The organism is Paenibacillus sp. FSL M7-1046 (assembly GCF_038007405.1).
Classification (GTDB): domain Bacteria; phylum Bacillota; class Bacilli; order Paenibacillales; family Paenibacillaceae; genus Paenibacillus_AQ.
Genome location: NZ_JBBOXB010000001.1, coordinates 3,769,745 through 3,792,844 on the forward strand (window position 1 = coordinate 3,769,745; position 23,100 = coordinate 3,792,844).

General features: G+C 50.3%; 17 protein-coding genes and 1 tRNA gene. 17 read left to right on the forward strand and 1 reads right to left on the reverse strand.

The window, feature by feature from the left end:
- The first annotated feature begins 8 nt into the window (after positions 1-8).
- The 8 genes from NYE29_RS16615 (at position 9) to NYE29_RS16650 (ending at position 9,627) form a co-directional block, all read left to right on the forward strand.
- Complete coding sequence (locus NYE29_RS16615) at positions 9-1,361, forward strand: ABC transporter substrate-binding protein (protein WP_038595847.1); 1,353 nt, start codon at positions 9-11, stop codon at positions 1,359-1,361.
- A 70-nt stretch (positions 1,362-1,431) separates the two neighbouring features.
- Complete coding sequence (locus NYE29_RS16620) at positions 1,432-2,343, forward strand: carbohydrate ABC transporter permease (protein ID WP_038595844.1); 912 nt, start codon at positions 1,432-1,434, stop codon at positions 2,341-2,343.
- 21 nt (positions 2,344-2,364) lie between these two features.
- On the forward strand, positions 2,365-3,198 hold the full coding sequence (locus NYE29_RS16625) for a carbohydrate ABC transporter permease (protein WP_038595842.1): 834 nt from the start codon (positions 2,365-2,367) through the stop codon (positions 3,196-3,198).
- Between the two features lie 54 nt (positions 3,199-3,252).
- Positions 3,253-4,359, forward strand: coding sequence for an ABC transporter ATP-binding protein (locus NYE29_RS16630; protein WP_038595838.1), 1,107 nt, complete (start codon positions 3,253-3,255; stop codon positions 4,357-4,359).
- 46 nt (positions 4,360-4,405) lie between these two features.
- On the forward strand, positions 4,406-5,107 hold the full coding sequence (locus NYE29_RS16635; protein WP_340896806.1) for a hypothetical protein: 702 nt from the start codon (positions 4,406-4,408) through the stop codon (positions 5,105-5,107).
- Between the two features lie 191 nt (positions 5,108-5,298).
- Positions 5,299-6,471 (forward strand): exo-beta-N-acetylmuramidase NamZ family protein, encoded by a 1,173-nt coding sequence (locus NYE29_RS16640; protein ID WP_340896807.1) that lies wholly within the window; start codon positions 5,299-5,301, stop codon positions 6,469-6,471.
- Positions 6,472-6,505: 34 nt separating this feature from the next.
- Positions 6,506-8,443, forward strand: coding sequence for a beta-N-acetylhexosaminidase (nagZ, locus tag NYE29_RS16645; protein WP_340896808.1), 1,938 nt, complete (start codon positions 6,506-6,508; stop codon positions 8,441-8,443).
- The gene (locus tag NYE29_RS16650; protein ID WP_340896809.1) at positions 8,440-9,627 is read left to right on the forward strand and encodes an anhydro-N-acetylmuramic acid kinase; all 1,188 of its coding nucleotides are present in this window, start codon (positions 8,440-8,442) and stop codon (positions 9,625-9,627) included. The genes nagZ and NYE29_RS16650 overlap by 4 nt, the downstream gene beginning before the upstream one ends.
- A gap of 1,132 nt (positions 9,628-10,759) precedes the next feature.
- On the opposite strand, the gene NYE29_RS16655 is transcribed toward NYE29_RS16650, so the two are convergent.
- Positions 10,760-10,833: transfer RNA gene (locus NYE29_RS16655), tRNA-Arg, on the reverse strand.
- A gap of 221 nt (positions 10,834-11,054) precedes the next feature.
- On the opposite strand from NYE29_RS16655, the gene NYE29_RS16660 reads away from it, so the two are divergent.
- The 9 genes from NYE29_RS16660 (at position 11,055) to NYE29_RS16700 (ending at position 23,063) form a co-directional block, all read left to right on the forward strand.
- Complete coding sequence (locus NYE29_RS16660; protein WP_038600573.1) at positions 11,055-11,900, forward strand: hypothetical protein; 846 nt, start codon at positions 11,055-11,057, stop codon at positions 11,898-11,900.
- Between the two features lie 96 nt (positions 11,901-11,996).
- Positions 11,997-13,325 (forward strand): trigger factor, encoded by a 1,329-nt coding sequence (gene tig, locus NYE29_RS16665; RefSeq protein ID WP_038595831.1) that lies wholly within the window; start codon positions 11,997-11,999, stop codon positions 13,323-13,325.
- A gap of 290 nt (positions 13,326-13,615) precedes the next feature.
- Complete coding sequence (clpP, locus tag NYE29_RS16670) at positions 13,616-14,206, forward strand: ATP-dependent Clp endopeptidase proteolytic subunit ClpP (RefSeq protein ID WP_038595829.1); 591 nt, start codon at positions 13,616-13,618, stop codon at positions 14,204-14,206.
- 12 nt (positions 14,207-14,218) lie between these two features.
- A complete protein-coding gene (clpX, locus tag NYE29_RS16675) occupies positions 14,219-15,475 on the forward strand; it encodes an ATP-dependent protease ATP-binding subunit ClpX (protein ID WP_340896810.1) in 1,257 nt (418 codons plus the stop codon).
- Positions 15,476-15,576: 101 nt separating this feature from the next.
- The gene (ispG, locus tag NYE29_RS16680) at positions 15,577-16,716 is read left to right on the forward strand and encodes a flavodoxin-dependent (E)-4-hydroxy-3-methylbut-2-enyl-diphosphate synthase (RefSeq protein WP_038600570.1); all 1,140 of its coding nucleotides are present in this window, start codon (positions 15,577-15,579) and stop codon (positions 16,714-16,716) included.
- 440 nt (positions 16,717-17,156) lie between these two features.
- Positions 17,157-17,828, forward strand: a complete 672-nt coding sequence (locus NYE29_RS16685) for a DUF559 domain-containing protein (protein ID WP_340896811.1) — start codon at positions 17,157-17,159, stop codon at positions 17,826-17,828.
- A gap of 1,014 nt (positions 17,829-18,842) precedes the next feature.
- A complete protein-coding gene (gene lonB / locus NYE29_RS16690) occupies positions 18,843-20,555 on the forward strand; it encodes an ATP-dependent protease LonB (protein WP_340896812.1) in 1,713 nt (570 codons plus the stop codon).
- Positions 20,556-20,613: 58 nt separating this feature from the next.
- Positions 20,614-21,036, forward strand: a complete 423-nt coding sequence (locus tag NYE29_RS16695) for a VanZ family protein (protein ID WP_340896813.1) — start codon at positions 20,614-20,616, stop codon at positions 21,034-21,036.
- A 1,046-nt stretch (positions 21,037-22,082) separates the two neighbouring features.
- Entirely contained in the window at positions 22,083-23,063 is a 981-nt protein-coding gene (locus NYE29_RS16700) for a GDSL-type esterase/lipase family protein (protein ID WP_340896814.1), read from the forward strand.
- The last annotated feature ends 37 nt before the right edge of the window (positions 23,064-23,100 follow it).

Consider the following 23,100-nt stretch of genomic DNA (forward strand, 5'->3'; position numbering starts at 1 on the left):
AAGAAATAATGAAGAAAAGTTTATTGCTTAGTATGGTACTGGTTATGATGCTGATCAGCGCATGTGGCAACTCCGGAGGCAAGGAGGCGGCAAGCAGCCCGGATGCCAAAGATACCGTTACCGTCTGGACTTATCCGGTGCACGGAGCCTATGAGGATGAACTAAAGGGTCTGGTAGCAGATTTTCAAAAAGAACATCCAAACATCACCGTGAAGACGGAAGTGCTGTCTTGGGCGGAGGGTCCGAAGAAATTCGACGTAGCCCTGAATGCCGGCAGCCCGCCTGATCTGTACTTCCACAGTGTGGATGGCACCTATGTCAACACCGGGCTTGCGCTTGATCTGGATCCGTACATGACGGACGACATCAAGAATGACTACCTTCCGGGAACACTGGAGCTCGCCCAGATTGGCGGCAAACAATACGGCCTGCCGCTCTACCAGTTCCAATGGGGCTGGGGCGGGAACAAGCGGATTCTGGAAGAAGCAGGCATTGACTGGGCTTCGATTCAGCAAAAAGGCTGGACTTGGTCTGAATTTGAAGCCGCTGCTGCTAAGCTGACCAAAACCTTGGGCGACGGTTCCACCCAATATCCGCTGGTGACAGACGGAACATCGCTGGATTTCATTGAAATGCTGTCCCGCAACAACAATATGCCTGATGTTCTGGATGAATCCGGTGCTTTCCAGTGGAACGATGAACGTATCCTTGACACGCTGAGCTTCATTAAAGGCCTGCTGGACAAAGGCTACATGCCCAAAGAGACCGCAGCCATTGCTCCGGCCAAACGTTCCGATATGTTCTATGCCGGACAAGCCGCCATTATTTCCAAAGCCATCCCTTATTATGACGTAATGATTCAGAACCGGAACAAGGATATTGATGCGGGTACGATCACAGGCGAGAAAATTAATTTCGTTCTGCTGCCGGTTCCGCACAATGATGCTGCTCCAGCCAAAACTACGATGGGCGCGGAAGGCTATATCGCCTTTAAACAGAAAAATGACAAAGGCGAGCAGCATGCCAAAAATACATTCCTGGTGTTGGATTATCTGAGCAGTGCTAAAGCCGGTAATTCCTCCAATGAGCTGGTGCTTCCATTTGTACGTAAATCGCAAGCTGATCTGTTTGCAGGCAAAGCGCTTGGAACGGAAGAGACAATCAAAGCTTCCGCGATCATGGCTGAGAACATTGCAATGCCTGTAACACTGAAGCTCGACACCGCTATTGCAGCCCAAATGAAGCAGTTCAAGGAGCAGGTTGTAACACCGAATATCCAAGCCCTGTATTCCGGGGAGAAATCACCTGAGGCTATCGCAAAAGAATTCAACAGTAAAGGAAGCCAAATGCTGAATAAGTAGTTTTCTAAGGGGGGCGCCCATCGCATTTGTTGAATTTGGCGCCCTCTCTTACAAGAGGAGGAGGAAAGGGATGACGACAATCGCGCCAAAGCGGACGCGCAGTTCCGCCGGCAGGTTATGGCGTGAATATGGATGGGCGTACCTGTTTATCCTGGCACCCGTTCTGCTGTTTCTGGTGTTTACACTATATCCGGTCGTATCTGCCTTGATCATGAGCTTCCAGCAGTACAACATTATGAACTCCACCTGGATCGGCTTCGACAATTATGAGCGGCTGTTTCAGGATTCAACCTTCTGGAAATCGATGTGGAATACCGTTATTTTTACGGTGTGCACGGTACCGGTTAATATTGTCATTACGTTTGTGCTGTCCTATTTAATCTACCAGATGAAGACCAAATGGCAGACTTTCTTCAAGGCTACATTATATCTTCCGGCAGTTGCGTCCGGCGTCACGATATCGATCGTCTGGCTGGCAATTTTTGATCCGACGAATGTCGGGCTTCTGAACCGGTTTCTGGAATGGTTTGGCCTTGATCCGGTGATCTGGCTTGGACAGTCCAAGACTGCACTCTTCTCGCTGATTCTGATGAACTGGCTCGGCTCGCACGGAGCGGGAATTATTCTGTATCTGGCATCGATGGGCGGAGTTCCGAAATCACTCTATGAAGCGGCTGATATTGATCATGCCAGCGGCTGGACCAAATTTACACGGATTACCTGGCCTTTGCTGAAACCGACCACTCTATATCTGCTTGTAACGGGAGTGATTACTTCCTTCCAGGTCTTTATCTCGGTGTACATGATGACCCAGGGCGGGCCGAACTTTGCGACAACGACGATTGCTTATCTGATCTACCAGACGGCGTTCCAGTTTTATGAATTTGGCCTGGCTTCGGCGCAGTCGTTCGTGCTGGCGTTTCTGATTATCCTGGTCTCTGTCATTCAGTTTAAATATTTCTCGAGTGATGTCGAGTATTAGGATGGAAGGGGCGAACCTGTAATGAAAACTAGATCAAAGACCATCTTTTTATGGGTGGCGGTGGCTTGTCTTGTAGTGTGGAGTATAGTAACGGTTATTCCGCTTTACTGGATGATTGTCGGTTCCGTGCAGGACTCTGCTGCATCCGCCAGTTTCCGGCCAAGCATGCTGCCGGAGGCTTTCTCGCTCGCTCCATATGACCGTTTTTTTGCCAAAACAGCGGCCTGGCGCTGGCTGTTCAACTCTTTGCTGATTTCATCGATCCTTACCATTACCAATGTGTTTTTCGCTTCCCTTGCGGGATATGCTTTTGCTAAATTGAAATTTCCCGGAAGCAACGCGATTTTCTGGGTGCTGCTCAGCACGATGATGATCCCGGCACAGGTAACGTTGATTCCGCTCTATATTCTAATCGTCAACGTGTTTAATCTCGGTGACAGCTATACCGCGATTATTCTGCCGACGGCGATCACGGTTGGCAATATCTTTTTGATGAAGCAGTACATGTCCTCTCTTCCGACCTCGCTGATTCATGCGGCGCGGATCGATGCCTGCAGCGAGTTCGGCATCTTTTGGAAGGTTATTCTTCCGCTGGCAAAGCCCGGGCTTGCCGTACTCGCAATTTTCACTTTCGTCGCTTCCTGGAACGAATTTTTCTGGCCTTTCCTGATTACGAATTCGACGGAAATGCGGACGATCCAGGTCGGACTGGCTTCCTTTGTATTTGCAGAGTCTACGGATTTCGGAGCGATTATGGCAGGGGCGACAGTTGGTGCGCTGCCGATGCTGATTCTGTTCTTCTCGCTGCAGCGCTATTTCCTGCAGGGCATTACCATTGGAGCTGTAAAAGGCTAGGTTAATTGTTGATATTCTCAAAATTCACAGGGTTAGATATGAGGGGGAAGAGCAATGGCACGAGTTGAATTCCGCAATGTGCGCAAACAATTTGACGATCAGAACAAGCAGACCTTTACTGCGGTGGCGGGTTCCGATTTTGTTATTAATGATAAAGAATTTGTTGTGTTCGTCGGACCTTCAGGCTGCGGCAAAACCACCTCGCTGCGGATGATCGCAGGCCTGGAGCAGCAGACAAGCGGGGATATTATCATCGGCGAGCGTATCGTAAACAACCTTCATCCTAAAGACCGCGATATTGCGATGGTGTTCCAGGATTACGCGCTGTATCCGCATATGAGCATCCGTGAGAATCTGTCCTTTGGACTGAAGAACCTGAAGAAACCGAAGGATTATATTGAGAAAAAAGTTCAGGAAGCCGCGACCATTCTCGGACTTGAAGAGATGCTGGAACGCAAGCCGCGCGAGCTGTCCGGAGGACAGCGCCAGCGTGTGGCCGTCGGCCGGGCGATTGTGCGTGATCCTCAGGTGTTCCTGTTCGACGAGCCGTTGTCCAATCTGGACGCGAAATTGCGGATTCAGATGCGTGTTGAGCTGGGCGAGCTTCATAAACGTCTCGGCGCTACAATTGTATATGTTACGCATGACCAGGTAGAAGCAATGACACTTGGTGAGCGGATTGTTGTTATGAATAAAGGTGTCATTCAACAAGTGGCTTCTCCGACCGAACTGTATGCTAATCCCAAAAATATGTTCGTAGCCGGATTCATCGGCTCTCCGGCGATGAACTTTATTGATGCCCGGATTGAACAGGGACGTGTAGTTATTGATGGTGCGGAATTCCTGCTGTCAGAGGATGCGGCAGCCGGTCTGCAAGGCTATAACAACAGAGAGATTATTCTTGGCATCCGCCCGGAGCATATCTACGGCGATGACTTCGCACCGGGAGTTTCTACAGAACATCAAATGCAGGCGCATATTAAGGTAGTAGAGCATCTGGGTTCCGAGAATTTGGTCTATTTTAAAATCGGCAGCCGAACGGTAACCGCCAAGGTTCATCCGGAGACGAAAGCCTACAATAATCTCGATAAGCAGTTTATTTTCGATCTCAGCAAAGCGCGTTATTTCGATCCGGCAACAGAAGAAAGAATTGTCTGGTAGAACAAGCTGGCTATAAGGGTTGCAAGGTAGAAAGGGGAGACAAGCAATGCAGAAACTGAATCAAGTCTTGGTGAGTACGGGAGTGGAGTCATTCCGGGAGATTGTGCCGATTGCGCTGCTCAGTCTGGCCAGTTCGGCTATGCTGGTGCCGGTGGTCATCTTTGCGCCTATAGCATTGTCATTTATCCTGATTCCGCTTCTTTACATGCCGCTGTTTTTCGGTGTGTTCCATGCGTACCACCGGAGAACGGAAGGAAAGAAGCTGAGTGTTCGGGAGATGCTCAGCGGTGCGCGCAAGGGTTTTGGGCCGGCAGTGGCGTTCGGTCTGCTATGCTCCCTGCTGGTGCTGATTTTATGGTCAACCTGGTGGTTCTATGGAGGCCGTGACGGGGCGGTAAGCTGGACGATTGCCATTTTCCAGACGTATTTTGTCGCTATGGCGCTTGTCTCCCAATTCTACACGCTGCAACTGGTGATTCAGCGCCGAATGGGCATCTTTAAGGCCATGGGGGAAAGCGTCAAGCTGTTCCTCCGTTATCCGGCTTATACTATCGGGGCCTTCTTCCAGGCGCTGGTTGTGGGGATCATGTTGACTGTGACTCTAGTTGGTTTCATGGCTCTGTTCAACGGTATGCTTGCCGTCTATCTGCATAAAGCTGCTTACAATGTACTTCATCCCGATGAGGATGATGAGCAGGAGGGTGTGCCTGAGACAAGTGAGCTCTATGCCGGAGGGAGATTGCTATGAACCGGAGGATAATGCACAGCGGTTGTCCTCAGTACTCCTATATGCCGGAAGGGGGATTGTCATGCGCCTACAGGTAAGCTGCGGGGTGGATAGCTCCGCTGGTGTCATTGCCGGAGGTGGATTGTCATGAGTCTACAGGTGAGCTGCGGGGTGGATAGCTCCGCTGGTGTCATTGCCGGAGGTGGATTGTCATGAGTTTACAGGTGAATTGCGGGGTAGACCGGCTGGCCTCAGGTTTGTCTCATCCGCTGCTGGATGGGCGGCGGATCGGGGTGGTTACAAATCCTACCGGCATAACGGCGGACTTCCGCTCGAGTGTGGAGGTGTGCCGGAGTCTGGAATCTTCTAGACTTACGGCACTTTATGCGTGTGAACACGGCATATACGGCCAGCACCAAGCCGGTGTGAAGTTCACGGATGAGCTAGACACGGGGCTGGGGATTCCGGTGTACAGCTTGTACGGGATGCATAAGAGGCCGACGCCTGAGATGCTGGATGAGGTGGATACGCTTATTTTTGACATTCAGGATCTGGGCGTGCGGTTTTATACGTATGTATCAACCTTGCTGTACGTGATGGAGGCCTGCGCGGAAAACGGTAAAAGTCTGCTCGTACTCGACCGTCCTGCCCCGCTTGGCGGAACCGGCAGCGAAGGCGGGCTTTTGGGGGCTGGCTACGAATCCATGGTTGGCGCCTGGTCCATGCCGATCCGCACGGGGATGACCATCGGGGAATTGGCGCTTATGGCGAACGACAAGAGAGGGATTGGCTGTGTCATGGATGTCATCCCGCTAGAAGGCTGGAATCGCCAGCTGGAATTTATGGACACAGGTCTCCCGTGGATGATGCCCTCCCCCAATGTGCCGACGATCGACACGGTGAGAGTTTATGCTGGAACCTGCTTTTTTGAAGGAACGAATCTCTCAGAAGGGCGGGGAACCACTCGTCCGTTTGAATGGGTTGGCGCACCATGGCTGGATGGGGCACTTCTTGCCAAAGCGATGGAGAAGCATAAGCTTCCGGGTGTGCACTTCCATCCTGTGTATGCAACACCAACCTTCTCCAAGCATCAAGGAGAACTATGCGGTGGTGTGCGATTATTCGTGACTGAGCCGCAGGCTTATGAATCCGTACGTACCGGACTTGCCATGCTGCATGAGGTGTGTGCACTCTATCCGGAGCAATTTCAGTGGCTTGCTCCGCCGAAAGAAGGCGGGAGATACTTCATTGATTTATTGACCGGCGGCGAAGCGGTGCGCAGGCGCATTGGCACCGCAGAGGGGCTGCGGGAAATCATTGGACAATGGCAGGAAGAAAGCGAAAGATGGCTGATGTTGCGGAAGCCTTATCTTCTGTATAGATAGCTAAAATCTGATTTGGGGAAGGCAGGCGGTGGCAATGGATTGGCGTGAGGCAGCGGTACAAGAGAGCGGCCTTGATGTGGTGGTCGCCGAAATGAGTCTCAGTGACAAAATCGGGCAAATGCTGATGTGCGGTTTCGAAGGAACCGTTGTGCCGGACGACGGAATTCGCGAGCTTATTGCAAAAGGCGGGATCGGCGGCGTCATTTACTTCGCCCGCAACGTAGAGACGCCGGAGCAGGTAGCCGGAATGACCGCTGAGTTGCAGCAGGCTGCAGCGGAAGGCGGCAAGGCTCCTCTCTGGATCTCCATCGACCAGGAAGGCGGCATGGTCGCCCGTATTACTGAAGGTGTGGCCCTTATGCCCGGCGGAATGGCTATCGCAGCGGCCGGTTCAGTAGAGGATGCCTATCAGGCGGCTTTGATCAGCGGGCGGGAACTGAGCGCCATGGGCATTAATTTGAATTATGCTCCTGTGCTGGACGTGAACAATAATGCCCGGAATCCGGTGATCGGCGTCCGTTCCTTCGGCGAATCGCCGGAGAAGGTAGCCGATTATGGCGCAGCCACGATCCGCGGATTTCAGGATGCAGGTGTCGCGGCTACGGCTAAACATTTTCCGGGCCATGGCGATACCGATGTGGATTCCCATCTGGATCTGCCGACCGTTAGACATGACCGGGCGCGTATGGACAGCGTAGAGCTGGTTCCTTTCCGCAGAGCAATTGCCGAAGGTGTGGATGCCATGATGTCGGCGCATATCTACTTCCCGGCACTTGAGCAGGAGAAGCTTCCGGTTACGCTCTCGAAGGCGGTTCTGACCGGTCTGCTACGAGAAGAACTGGGCTTCGGCGGGATTATTATGACCGATTGCATGGAGATGAACGCCATCGCCGAGCACTACGGCACCGTTGAAGCTTCGGTGCTGGCCATTGCAGCCGGGGCTGATATCGTTCTAATCAGCCACCGTGCTGACCGCCAGCTGGCTGCCATTGAAGCCATTCTTCATGCGGTCGCTGAAGGCAGAATCAGCGAAGCCCGCATTGACGACTCGGTGCGGCGGCTGCTCGCGCTGAAGGTGAAGCGGGGTGTGATCGCAGCCGGACCTGTTGGTGGGGCCGGGGCGGCGGAAGCCGATGCTGCGGATTCTTCGGCAGCGGGTTCAACGGCCGCAAGTGTAGGCGGCGTTGGAGCTGTGGGTGCAGGAGGTGCGAGTGCTGTAAGTGCAGGAGGTGCGAGTGCTGTGAGTGCGGAAGGTGCGAGTGCTGTGAGTGCGGGAGGTACGAGTGCTGGGGGTTCCAAGCTTTCTGCGATCGAAGAGGGGGATGCTGTAAATCCCGCTGCTATGGATGTTGAATACAGACACGCGGTCAGCTCTGCTACTGCATATGCAGGTCTCAGCCTGCTGGAAGCTCTCCCGCATGTAGAAGTGGCGCGTCGTATCAGTGAAGCCAGCATCACCCTGGTCCGCAATCATTCCTCTGTGCTTCCCCTACAACGGAAGAAGACGCTAGCAGTTACGGCAGCGCCCGTAGTAGCCACACTTGTGGATGAAGCTTTTGGCGAAACCGCGGGACTTGGTGCGATGCTTAGTAAATATGGACTGGATTGTATTGACCGCGTCGTTCCGGCAGGTGATATTTCCAGCTATGCTGCGGACCTGCTGGAGGTAGCGCGGGTTGAGGACATTGAGCAGATCGTTGTCGGCACCTACAATGCGCAGTTTAATCCCGAACAATGCAATTTGGTGGAATCCTTGCGGGCGCTTGGCAAGCCGCTTGCGGTTGTTGCCCTGCGCAATCCTTATGACCTGCTGGCAATGCCGGAGATAGAGACTTATGCCGCTGCATATGAAGGGCGTCCGCTTGCGCTGGAAAGTGCAGCTAAAGCATTGCTCGGGCAAATTCCGTTTCAGGGACGACTGCCGGTATCGCTCGGGGATAAATATCCGGCAGGCTGGGGCCTTAGCTTATGATTGGCCCGCTCTGGACTAAACAAAAATCTGTCGTTGTTGGTTTAATGTCCGGCACTTCGCTGGATGGCATTGACGCAGCGATAGTCTCGATAGAAGGAAGCGGACTGACTGCCAAGGCTGAACTGCTGCATTATTCCTCTGTGCCCTATGACGACGGGCTTCGGGAGCGGCTGAAGGAGCTATGCACGATAGAACATTCATCGGTGGACTTGGTATGCGGCATGAACGTATATCTCGCGGAACGGTTTGCTGAGGCGGCCTTGGAAGCGATACGCAGTGCCGGAATGGAGCTTGATGAGATTGATCTGATCAGCTCCCATGGCCAGACTGTGTGGCATATCCCGGAGGCGGCAGCCGATGATCCGCTTCTGGTCCGTTCCACGCTCCAGCTTGGCGACTTGTCTGTACTGGCCAAGGAAACAGGCCGGCTTGTGGTCGGGGATTTCCGCCCGGGTGACATGGCAGTTGGCGGGGAGGGAGCGCCGCTGGCACCTTATGGAGATCTGATTCTGTTCCGGCATCCGGAGAAAGGGCGGCTGCTACAGAATATTGGAGGAATCGGGAATTGTACAGCACTTCCTGCCGCAGCGGGTCCGGAGGATGTGTTTGCCTTCGATACAGGCCCCGGGAACATGGTCATTGATCAGACTGTATATCTGCTGAGCGGCGGACAAATGTCTTATGATGACGGAGGATCGTGGGCCGCGCAGGGAACACCAGACGAAGTGCTGGTGGATCAAATGATGCAGCACCCTTACTTTGCACTGAAGCCGCCTAAGTCTACAGGCCGGGAAGTCTTCGGCAAAGCTTATGCCGAACAGTTTGTAACCTTGGCCCGGGCGCGCGGCTTGAACGATGCGGATATTGTAGCTACTGCTACCGCCTTTACCGCGCGAACGATAGCGGAAGGGTATTTAAGGTACGTATTCCCTGTATGCGAAATTGACGAGGTCATTGTCAGCGGCGGCGGTGCGCACAATGCTGCACTGCTGGCTATGCTTCAGCAACAGCTGCCGGAACAGGCTGTAATAACCTCAAGTGTGCTGGGTTTCAGCGACGACGCGAAGGAAGCGATTATTTTCGCCTTGCTGGGCAATGATTTCATGCACGGAGTCGCCAATAATCTTCCTTCGGCCACAGGAGCCTCCCGCCCGACAGTGATGGGCAAGCTGGCGTTTCCCTAGAGGGGTTTGACTTTTACATGCGAAGCTAACTGTTGCTGCATAAACGAAGGTAGTAGAAAAACTCAGACAGCAGGTAAACGCAGACAGCGGTTGAATGCAACCGTTAGATTACTCATTCGGTAGGTGAACACAACCAGTAGGATAAAAGCAGTCGGTAGGTGAATTCAACGAGTAGATAACCGCAGCTGATAGGTGAATTCAACGAGTAGATAACCGCAGCTGATAGGTGAATTCAACCAGTAGGATAAACGCAGTCGGTAGGTGAATTCAATCAGTACGATAACGTAGCCGGTAGGTGAATTTAACCAGCAGGATAAACGTAGCCGGTAGGTGGATTCAACTAGTAGATGAACGCAGCCAGTAGGTGAATTTAACCAGTAGGATAAACGCAGTTGGTGATAGAGAAATGCCCCGCTTGTTATCAGGCGGGGTTGTTTCTTTTTATGCATGGAGCTCGAGGCGTTAAAGGAAGGAGGACAAGGAAAGAATTCAAGCAGAATCTGTATCTACTGACGAAAGGCGCTATTGCTCACCCGCTCGGACCCAGGGGGCCTTATTATTGAAGATCAGGCTGTTTTTAGGCGCATCCGGACTGAGGAGACGTTATTTGTGCTGAAATCCCCGATTTAGGTTAATTTCTTTTAAATAACGACTCTGGAGTCCGCGACTCCCCCGGATGTCTGGTAATTGACTAAATAGCGTCTCCTGAGTCCGCACTAGCCGAGTTACCGCTGAACTGAACCACTAGTATTTTCGTTTATGGTCCCTCAGCACCCAACGAACCTCATTCAGAGATATGGTAGTTCACCCAATGGACTTCCCTCGTCGTTCCAAACGTCTAACGATTCCCAACAGACTTCACTCGTCATTCCAAACGTCTAACGAATCCCCAACGGGCTTCCCCTCGTAGTTCCAGACGTCAAACGAACCCCCGAGGGCTTCACGATTCTTGATACCTAACGTCCACTCAGGAGGCATTGCGTTGCCGGACACGCCAACGTCCAGCTGACTTCGTGTTCCCGACATTCTAATTCCGAACTGCATCGCGTTCTTGGACGTGCCAGCCCGCAGCGGGCTCCGCTCGCCTGAACGCAGAAACAGCCTCCCCGAAGGAAGGCTGTTTCTGAAAGGACGTCCCGGAAGGGATTCGAACCCCCGACCGTGCGCTTAGAAGGCGCATGCTCTATCCAACTGAGCTACCGGGACATAATAGCTTGAGCGAAAAGCAAGCAAAAATTATGTTATCATACATAGATAACTTTTTCAACTTGTTTTTTTGAAACCTAGCCGGGATATGCTATAATCTACAATTGATTAAGGTTCGGAGAAAAGGAGGTGCCCTCATTAATCATTCGAATTCCCCTGCCAAAGAGAATGTCGTGCTGTTTCCGAAGACGCTGGATTACTATCAGATTCAGCTCACGGTGATGCTGGAGAGTGAACGTTACGGGGAAGCGATGGAACTGCTGCGCTTTTTGCTGCAATGCCAAGGTCAGGAAGAGCGGCACTACGAGGAATGGCAGTCGCTGCTTAGCTGGCTGGAGGCGGCCTTTCCATACGCTGCCCAGGGCGGAGATGCGAAAGATGCCGCTCCCGGTGAAGAGCAGGATCTTAAGGAAGAGGACATGGCCCGCATACTGGCTAAATCGAAGCAGGAAGAGGATGCGGATTATCCTGATAAGTTATTGAAGCGTATCATGAACGAGCCGCTGTCCGAAGCGACGATCCTGGCACTGGAGCAGCTTTCTTATCTGGAGGGCGGACATGTCGACGAGACGCTGACAGACTGGCTGGAGAAGGCGACGGTTCATCCGCTGCTGCAATTCCGTACACTCCAGACCCTCCGGCGGCGCGGCGTACAGGGAACCATTAAGCTGATGCGCGGACAGGAAGCGTCGATTGTGGAGATTGAGACGGTACCGCTGCAAAATGAGGATTTCCCGCTGCAGGTGAGCCAAGTGATGGAACGGGTGGCTGAGCAGGCGGAGGTTCATGAGCCTACACTTTATTATTTTGCCCAAGAGCTTTGGGGACAATTTATCATGTCGATTTACGGTTCGGCCGAATATCGAAAATTGTTGGACGGAGAGGATGCGCTGCTCGATATTTGGGCGGGTGCGCTGCATCAAATGGTGTCAGAAAGCCTGAACGGAACGCGGCAGGAGGAAGAAACACGCGGGATGTACGGGATAACAGGCGGCATGCGCTTTCAATTTGAAGGAGCCTATCGTTCTCTCAAAGGATTTGTAAAGAGTTCTCTACTTGATAAATAAAGCGATGTTGTATATAATATAATGGTTATTCTGTGCGTGAATTGCGTGATTATTTAAAGTAAACATGTAACCTATTTTTGGAGGGAAAAGTATATTATGAAGGCAACTTGGGAAAAAATAGAGAAGAACCTTGGAGTTCTTGAAGTCGAAGTAGAAGCAGAACGCGTAGCTGCAGCACTCGACAAAGCTTTTAATAAAGTGGTTAAGAAAGCAAACGTACCTGGTTTCCGTAAAGGTAAAGTGCCTCGGCCGATCTTTGAATCCCGTTTTGGTGTAGAAAGCCTGTACCAGGATGCCATCGACATTCTTCTTCCTGAAGTTTACGGCGAAGCTGTTGAGCAAACCGACATTTTCCCGGTAGACCGTCCTGAAGTAGACATCGAGCAATTCGCTAAAGGTCAAGCATTTATTTTCAAAGCGAAGATCACTGTTAAGCCTGAAGTGAAACTGGGCGAGTACAAAGGCCTGGAAGTTCCGGTTCAAAAAGCTGAAGTTACTGAAGAAGAGCTGGATGCCGAACTGAAACGTCTGCAAGAACGTCATGCTGAACTGGTTGTTGTTGAAGATGAAGCGGCAGCTAATGGCGATATCACTGTAATCGACTTTGACGGTTCCGTAGATGGCGTGCAGTTCGAAGGCGGCCAAGCAGAACGTCATTCTCTGGAACTTGGCAGCAACTCCTTCATCCCTGGTTTTGAAGAGCAGGTTGTAGGCATGTCCACTGGTGATTTCAAGGATGTAGAAGTTACTTTCCCTGAGGCTTACCATGCAGAGAACCTTGCAGGCAAAGCTGCTGTATTCAAAGTGAAGCTGCATGAAATCAAACGCAAACAGCTTCCTGCCCTGGACGACGAGTTCGCTAAAGATGTAAGTGAATTCGACACACTGGAAGAATACAAAGCAGATCTGAAAGCACAGCTTGAATCCCGCAAACAGGAAGAGCTGAAAGGCGTTCGTGAAACTGCAGTAGTTGACAAAGCAGCAGCTAATGCTGAAGTGGAAATTCCTGAAGCAATGATCGCCAGTGAAGTTCAAAACATGGTTCGCGATTTCGACAACCGTCTTCGCCAACAAGGCATGAACATGGATATGTTCCTCAGCTTCTCCGGTCAAACCCGTGAAGATCTTGAGAGCCAAATGAAAGACGATGCCGAAAAACGCGTCCGCAACAACCTGGTGCTTGAAGTGATCGCGAAGGAAGAGAAGATCGAAGTTTCCGAAGAAGAAGTGAACCAAGAGCTCGCTTCCATGGCTGAATCCTTCAAACGTTCTCCTGAAGAAATCCGCAGCATCCTTGCAGCTAACGGTTCCCTGAGCAGCTTGAACGAAGAAATTTCGCTGCGCAAGACCATTGAACTGCTCGTATCCAGCAGCGTGGAAGTTGAAGCAACTGAAGAAGCTGCTGAAGAAACAAGCGCTGAGTAGTATTTTCTGGAGTTACAATTTTACCTAGAGCGGCCAAGCAGTAGTACGGCCTCCATAGACAGTTGATAAGGCACGTAAGTTTGTTACGTGCCTTATTTTTATCGGGTGCTGGTGTTTGGAGGTACATAACCGAACAGAGGATTGGCAATGTGTCTGAAATTGCGCTATAATGGCAGGCACATGACCAATGCGGATTTCCTCAGCAGTGAAAAAATGACATACCGCCTTGAACGTGTTAAAATATTTCTGAACGGAAAGACTAATCTGTATAGAGAAAAGAGGTTGGTGGCATGAGTCTGGTACCAATGGTTGTGGAATCCACAAGTCGGGGAGAACGGTCATACGATATCTATTCCAGATTGCTGAAGGATCGCATCATCTTCCTGAGCAATGCAATTGACGATGATGTCGCCAATCTGATTATTGCCCAGTTGTTGTTCCTGGCAGCAGATGACCCCGAAAAAGACATTCACCTGTACATCAACTCGCCTGGTGGTTCTGTGACAGCCGGCATGGGTATATATGATACGATGCAATACATCAAACCCGATGTTTCTACGATTTGTGTAGGAATGGCAGCCAGTATGGGATCGCTGTTGCTTACTGCTGGAGCTCCGGGCAAAAGATACGCGCTGACCAACAGTGAGGTCATGATTCATCAGCCGCTCGGCGGCGTTCAAGGGCAGGCATCCGATATCTGGATTCACACAGACTGGATCCTCAAGACTAGACATAAGCTGAATCAAATATATGTGGATCGCACAGGTCAGCCCCTTGAAAAAATCGAACGGGATACGGACCGCGATAACTTCATGAGCGCGGAAGAAGCGAAGGAATATGGGCTTATTGACCAGGTACTCTCTTCACCGATCATATCTTAAAGGGGTGGTAAGATGTTTAAATTTAATGATGAAAAAGGGCAATTGAAATGTTCTTTTTGCGGCAAATCACAAGAGCAGGTTCGTAAGCTTGTAGCAGGACCTGGTGTTTATATATGTGACGAATGCATCGAGCTGTGCACGGAAATCGTGGAGGAAGAGCTCGGCCATGAGGAAGAGCTGGACCTGAAGGATATCCCGAAACCAAAGGAAATCCGTGATATTCTTGATCAATACGTAATCGGCCAGGAGCAGGCGAAGAAATCGCTCTCCGTTGCTGTATATAATCACTACAAGCGTGTGAACAGCCAAAGCAAGATCGAAGACGTTGAACTGACGAAGAGCAATATTCTCCTGCTCGGTCCAACAGGTTCGGGTAAAACGCTGCTGGCGCAGACCATGGCGAAGATTATCAACGTTCCTTTTGCTATTGCAGATGCCACTTCCCTTACGGAAGCGGGCTATGTGGGTGAGGATGTTGAGAATATTCTACTGAAGCTGATCCAGGCTGCGGATTATGATGTGGAAAAAGCCGAACGCGGTATTATCTATATTGATGAAATTGATAAAGTAGCACGCAAATCCGAGAATCCGTCCATTACACGCGACGTTTCCGGTGAAGGTGTACAGCAGGCCCTGCTGAAGATTCTGGAAGGCACTGTAGCTTCCGTACCACCGCAAGGCGGACGCAAGCATCCTCACCAGGAGTTTATCCAAATCGACACGACGAACATCCTGTTCATCGTTGGCGGTGCTTTTGACGGTCTGGAGCAAATGATCAAACGCCGTATCGGCAAAAAAGTCATCGGCTTCAACGCTGCTGTTGAAGGTCAAAAGGACCTGAAGACAGGAGAATACCTGTCCATGGTATTGCCTGAAGATCTGCTCAAATTCGGTCTCATTCCTGAGTTTGTCGGCCGTCTGCCGGTAATCTCCACGCTAGAGCCGCTTGATGAGAATACGTTGGTTCGCATTCTGTCCGAGCCGAAAAACGCGCTCACCAAGCAGTATATCAAGCTGCTGGAAATGGACAATGTCGCGCTGAAATTTGAACCGCTGGCGCTTGAAGCCATCGCTAAGGAAGCCATCAAACGTAACACGGGTGCCCGTGGTCTGCGTGCAATCATAGAGAGTATTATGCTTGATGTGATGTATGAGGTTCCTTCACGCGATGACATCAAGGACTGCGTGATTACGGAGCAGGTCGTTCAAGATAAGGCGTTGCCTGAGCTGGGCATCAAGAAAGACAAGAAGAAGGAAGAAAGCGCCTAATTAAACAATACAATTCACAGACTCCACCTTTTTGCCGCTATCCCGCTTCACAAAGCGGGAGCGGTGGGGGTGGAGCTTTGATCGTTATGGGGGAGAAAACCATGTTCTTGAGACACCAGACCCGTCCTGTCAATGTTGGCGGAGTTATTATCGGGGGAAACAATGAGGTTGCTATTCAAAGCATGTGTACGACCAAAACCGCTGATGTGGAAGCTACGGTCGCTGAAATCCTGCGGCTGGAGGAAGCGGGCTGCCAACTCGTGCGCGTAACTGTCAACAATGAAGAAGCGGCTGCTGCGATCAAGGAAATCAAGAAGCAGATTCATATTCCGCTTGTAGCGGATATTCATTTTAACTATAAGCTAGCTTTGCTGGCTATTGAGAACGGCATCGACAAGGTCCGGATCAATCCCGGCAACATCGGCCGCCGCGACAAGGTGGAAGCTGTAGTCAAAGCCTGCAAAGAAAAAGGAATTCCGATCCGTATCGGTGTAAACGCCGGTTCGCTGGAAAACCACTTGCTCGAGAAATACGGCTATCCGACTCCGGAAGCAATGGTCGAGAGCGCACTTTATCATATTGGAATTCTCGAGGAACTCGATTTCCATGACATTATCGTTTCCCTGAAGGCTTCGGATGTGCCTATGGCTATTGAGGCTTACCGCAAGGCGGCAGAAGTCATTCCTTATCCGCTGCATCTGGGCATTACAGAATCCGGCACGTTGTTCGCCGGAACCGTGAAGAGCTCGGCAGGTATCGGGGCACTGCTCTCTATGGGCATCGGCAGCACCGTGCGGATCTCACTCAGTGCCGATCCAGTCGAGGAAGTGAAGGTAGCGCGTGAACTGCTCAAGACTTTTGGTCTGATCTCCAACGCTGCCACCTTGATCTCGTGTCCGACCTGCGGACGCCTGGACATTGATCTCTTCTCAATCGCCAACGAAGTAGAAGAGTATATTTCCAAGCTGAAGGTGCCGATCAAAGTATCGGTGCTGGGCTGCGCCGTTAACGGCCCCGGAGAAGCCCGTGAAGCCGATATCGGCATCGCCGGTGCCCGTGGTGAGGGATTGCTGTTCCGTTACGGCAAAATGATCCGCAAGGTTCCTGAGGCAGAGCTTGTCTCCGAACTGAAGAAGGAAATCGACATCATTGTCGCTCACTTTGAAGCAACGGGCGAAATCCCCGGCCGCAAGCATGCCGGACTGGCTCCTGCTATAGGCGTGGGTAATCCGGAAGAATAGTAGAACTTATTCTAACCAGTCTAACAAGCTGACTCCTTTTAACCAATCATCCTTCATTCAGTTGCTGATTGGAACTCGTTGCTCTGCAGTTTGGCTATACTATTATTGCACTAATTAAATTTACAAAGGGGAAATACTCCCGTTAATTTGTTATTATTCAAGGGAATGAAGATATAAGGGGAATTCGTCCCTTTAATTCAATCATCTTAGGACGATTCGGAGATTTAGAAATAATTAAAGGGCAGTATTCCCTTTATTGCTCGAGAAACAAGCATTCTGGATATAATAGCGGGCGTATTTCCCTCTAAGTATAGATAGTTGTTCCTAATTTTTTTATAGCATCAAGCAAGGTGGCGAAAAACGTCCCATTGCACCACGGGTGATCCGGCGGTGAAATGGGGCGTTTTTTATTTTGTATAACCAAAGGGGGATTAGCGGATATGAATCACAAGCCGAATATTGAAGAGTTTATTCAGCATCATCTAGATTCTAGGAGCGGAGAGCGAAGGGGGAGGCTGGAGAGGGGGCATCGGCATGCCGAAGCATTATTTCTGCAAAATGTATGGTGGCCGCTGCGTGGTGACTTCTGCGATCTTCATCCGGAATATGAAGTCATGGACTGGCGCGGCCGTTCCTACTTTGCTGATTTTGCATTTTTGCCGGGAACGTTCAGACTCCTGTTGGAGATCAAAGGTTATGCTGCACATGTAAAGGATATGGACAGACAGAAATATAGCAATGAGCTGAACCGCGAAACGTTTCTGCGTGCAATGGGTTACCAAGTCATCTCCTTTGCCTACGACGATGTGGAGCGGCGTCCTGAATTATGTGTTACATTGCTGCGCATGGTGTTGAGCAGATATATAGCACCAGTTGTTCCAGTGGAGAAGTTGCTGCTGGTTGAGAGAGAAATTATGCGTTTTGTAATCCGTCAGGCCGGAACCGTACGACCGCAGGATGTAGCTGAATATTTCTCACTCGATCCTAAAACGGCCCGGCACATGCTGTATAAGATAAGTGAAAAAGGTTGGCTGACGCCTGCAAAACGTGGCGATGGTGTCCGGAGGGTAAGGTATGAGCTGGCGCGCAATGTTCTCACTTACTGGGAATAGTAGAGTGAGTGCAGCAACTAAGTGGTGGTCGAACATGGAGAAATAGGATGGAGGGTTTTAGTAAGCGAAGAACAGATAAATTCACGGGATAGCGGGAAATGTACCCTATAAATTTGCTGTGATGTGCCCGTACTTACAAGTTGCGGGGAATTTGCCCGCTAACTTTTAATGGAGAAGCTGATTTCACAATAATCTTTAAAAACATAGGGAGAATATCCCTCTATTTCAGCTATATAGAACAAATCACTTGAAATAGAGGGAGTATTTACCTTTGGTAAAAAGTCTGTTCAAAAGTTTGTGAGGCTGCTCCATGTATGGCCCGCAGCAGCAACATTTAGAAGTACATATCAACGCCTGGTGACCGCGGCTACTCGAGGAAGTTGCATCAACGTACTATCGCCCAGTTACAGCTACGTTTAGTGGTGCACATCAACGACTAGTGGCCGTAGCAACGCCAAGACGTCCTCATCAGCACTATCGCCCACAGCTACAGCTACAGCTACGTTTAGTGGTGCATCAACGACTAGTGGCTGCAGTTACGCCAAGACGTCACATCAACGAACTATCATATCACCCCGCAGCAGCAACGTAAGACATCATCCTTATCAACGGTCTAGCGCTCGCAGCTACACTTAGTTAGATGTCAGCAGCAACGCTCGATCACCCTCAACAACGCCAGTCATCCGGTCTCTCCTGCCCCTAGGTGCAGCATTAGCACGAAGGCGAACCGCGTCTGACCCTCATTACGATTGCCCAACTCCTTACCGATCTTATCCGCCCATACCCTTTCCTACATCACCCACTTATTCATTCCTGTAACATTCAGCTATAAAATTCAGATAACCATCCCGTCAATCTGACCTTCGGTCATACCCCTGATTTTTTTATCCAAAATTTAGTTAATTATTCATAAATACTGCCCCACTGCGTTTACGAATGACCGAAACGGCTATACTACCTAGTAGTAGCCAACGGTATAGACCAGGTAGACTGAATGAAATGGGAGGATGACCTATGGAATTAAGCTCATTGAGCATATTGCTGATGATCGTGCAGCTCTTTTTCGCGCTGGTTATCGGCGTTTATTTTTGGAATTTGCTGCGGGGACAAAAGACCAATAAGACGGCGGTGGATCGTGAGTCGCGCAAGGAGTTGGATAAGATGCGGAAGATGCGGATGATTTCTTTAACCAAACCGCTCTCGGAAAAGACGCGGCCGGCCTCCATTGGAGATATCGTCGGGCAAAAGGATGGGCTGCGTGCCCTGAAGGCGGCGCTCTGCAGCGCCAACCCGCAGCATGTTATCATTTACGGACCTCCGGGAGTCGGCAAGACTGCTGCTGCCCGTGTCGTCATGGAGGAAGCGAAAAAGAATGTGCTATCCCCCTTCAAAAGTGATGCCAAATTTACAGAAATTGATGCGACTACAGCCCGTTTCGATGAACGGGGAATCGCCGATCCGCTAATTGGCTCAGTGCATGATCCGATCTACCAAGGGGCCGGTGCAATGGGGGTTGCAGGCGTGCCCCAGCCGAAGCCGGGAGCTGTGACCAAGGCGCATGGCGGGATTCTTTTTCTGGATGAAATCGGTGAGCTTCACCCCATTCAGATGAACAAGCTGCTAAAAGTTCTTGAAGACCGCAAAGTGCTGCTGGAGAGCGCCTATTACAATTCCGAGGACAGCAATACACCTGCGTATATCCATGATATTTTTCAAAATGGTCTGCCAGCCGATTTCCGTCTTGTCGGAGCAACCACCCGTTCTCCTGATGAAATTTCACCGGCGCTGCGTTCACGCTGCATGGAAATCTATTTCCGTCCTTTGCTGCCTGATGAGATCGCCGTGATCGGTCGTGATGCGATTCAGAAAATTGGTCTGAAGCCGAGCCCGGAAGCTGTGACTGTGGTGCAGCAATATGCCACTAACGGCCGGGAAGCCGTCAATATGATTCAACTCGCCGCAGGGTTGGCCTTGACCGAACAACGTGATACTTTAACAGCGGCCGACGTAGAATGGGTGGCTGGCAGCAGTCAGCTGCCGTTGCGGACGGAACGTAAGATTCCGTCATCGCCACAGATAGGGCTAGTCAACGGCCTAGCAGTGTATGGACCTGGTATGGGTACTTTGCTGGAGATTGAAGTTTCGGCTGCACCTGCTAGCGGTCAGGGACGGCTAAACGTTACCGGTGTGGTCGATGAAGAAGAGATTGGCGGGGGATCGCGTACGATCCGTCGCAAGAGTATGGCCAAAGGATCTGTAGAGAACGTGCTGACGGTCCTGCGCACGATGAATTTGGAGCCGGACCGTTACGATCTGCATGTAAACTTTCCCGGAGGTACGCCGATTGACGGTCCATCCGCTGGAGTGGCTATGGCTGTTGCCATCGTCTCCGCAATCCGCCGTCTGCCGGTTGACAACACTGTTGCCATCACCGGTGAGATCGGGATTCACGGACGTGTGAAGCCAGTCGGCGGCGTAATCGCCAAGGTAGAGGCAGCTTTTCAGGCTGGAGCAACTACTGTGCTGATTCCGAAAGAAAACTGGCAATCCTTATTCGCCGACCTCGCCCCCCTGCGGGTCATTCCGGTGGAGACGGTGGAAGAGGTATTCCGTCACCTGTTCGGCGCAGAGACCGCGGATGTAAGGCTGCCTGCAGTCTCCGGCGAGACGTTCTCTGCGTCACCTTCGCTCTTTAAGGCTGACGCTGCAGGGGATATGCAAAATTAGATTTTTGATTACAAATCTGCGATACTATAAACACTGTAATTTGAAAGTGGGTATTGTAATGAAAACTTTTGTGCTTATCGCATGGGCCATGCTGTTGCTTGTATTCACCTGTGCTTCTGACTCCAGCTTTTGGGTGAACGGCACCGTTCCATCTTTCCGTTGGCTGGGATCAGCCGATTTCCACGAACTGACGACGCTGGATTTGAAGTATACCTCAGGGTATATCATCAGAAAGATAGGGCATTTCTCAGGATTTGCTGTGCTGGCAGTCCTGTTCTATAGACGGAGTAAGAGCACCGTCCTGAGTATTCTTGTATCTATTGCTTTTGCCCTGCTGACAGAGCTGCTCCAATTATACTTTGGACGTGACGGCAGACTGTATGACGTAGCCATTGATTCTGCCGGTGTTTTGTTGGGAGCGATGGTTGTACAGATAGTGAACAGAATTAAGTTTGATCGCAATTTAAGCAATGCGAATTAGATGTTACAGTGCAACAAAAGAGCGGGGCTGTCCTAGGAGCCAAGAAATGGCTGCTTGGGACAATCATTTCTTCGTATTATTAGGTCAGCCAGTAACTTCTGGTTGGCCTATTTTTCTAGGTGTTTTAAGATGGCGGTAACAGGAAAAGTGTAGGCTTTTTTTTGGGGGGGGGGGCGACCCCGTCACAAAAACTGTTCTCCCGCTGCCTCCAATGCCCATGTTGGAGCTGGTAGAGGCAATGACCTCGCATCATAAGCGAATCTACGGGTATGGAACCATTAGTATCCCGTCCTTAAGCCAAGACATTAAGGCTTGACAAGTATTAACTGGTTTCTTTTTGTGTTCATCATTGACCAATTTTTCCAATGGATTTAGAAGAAGATATTCCACTAACCCTCTCCTTCTTGCCATCAATGACGCCATAAACCGGCTAGATAATGCGACTTTTGACGCATCCTACCACAGAGGTGGCTGAAACGGCTCCCTCCCCAAAATATATTTACCCAAGGCATATTTACGCCTACATCCAGCGCATTTAATCCCCTAAGAATTCGCCATAGCGGTCCAGTGAAACAACCCCATTCATGTGGCTTGTTAAACGGTAACTCATGGATTTCTGCACCGTCAATCGTTTTTGCTCCGAGTGGATGTAACGTCCTCGAACCGTATTTACATCAATCCTTCAATTTCTTACGGACGAAAAGTACTTCTTGCTGGAACATTGCTTTGTAGACAGTACGAAGCTCGAAGAGAATGCGAATAGCAACACTTTCGTGTGGGGCATAGTTGTCATGACGAAACAGAGGCCACCTGGACTTGTACAGCCAGACAGAAGCTATAATTCCGCTATGAAAGCGAGAAGAAATCAGACCAGTGTGTTTGGTCAACTAAAGAAAAACGTCAGATGTGAATTACTAGTCATGCTATCCTGAAATAATCACGTGGACGATTAGACATCTTCAATCTTATGTGATTGTGGATTTATTGATTGAACTTGAAATTAATCTTCTGATGCCCAGTTGGCGGATAACCCGTACCGGATGTTGTTGAGATTTCTGGATTTATTAGAGACTGGACAAATCACTAAGATCAAAGGGAGTGGAGACAGCATCACAGTAGGTCAGGGCGCAGTTGGCCACAACGTACCGCCATCCAATCCGGTAATCTACACAGACGGCACAGAAACGTTTCGTGAAGGCGATTATACTTGTCGCTGCTGGGTTAACCAATTCCGAGAGTATATCCCAGGCATTCAATTTGTTAATGCAGGCATCGGCGGAAAATCTGCCAAATGGGCTAATGCTCACAAGGCACATTGGGTCGAAGATGACGAGGATGTCGTATTTGTTATGCTTGGTACTAATGACAGGTGGGATTCGGCAAATCTTGAGGAATTTAAGACGAATCTGGAGCAGTTTTTGTCATACGTCAAAGCCCGAAGTAACCTCATGATTGTGATGACTGCAACGCTAACCCTTAACGATTCTGATGGGTATTATTTTGGGAGGCGGGAGGTAGATCGGGTGATTTCTCAAGTTTGCCTCGAGAATTGCTATCCTCATATCTCTCACTACCGCGAGTTGCTGAAACAAACAAACCTAAAACGCACGCAACTTAACTCAGTGTTGGAGACGTCAGGGAGCCATCCCATAGACGGTGGTCATAAGATTATCTGGCAAAGCCTACAGCAAGCATTGGGGCTGATAGACTCCACTCAGGCCTGGGAGGATGCGTCAGATGATGGATTTTTAGTGCGTCTTTCAGGATGGGATGTTACCAACAGTACAAGTATACTGGATTTTAAGATTGATAAACTGACCATACACCTGGTTCCTAATGCACATGCCGAAGTGTCCGGATTTCCTGAAGGTAAGGGTGGGTCACTCATGACATACAAGCTTACTGAGAAATTGACTTACAGCTATCAGATCTATAGCATTTACCAGTCTAACGCAACTTACAAACGCTATTGGACTGGCAGCATTTGGACCGCTTTAGTATTCTTCAGGAGTAATATTACGTCGTGAAAACACTTAAAAGTCAAGATTTTTTATCCTATTTTAG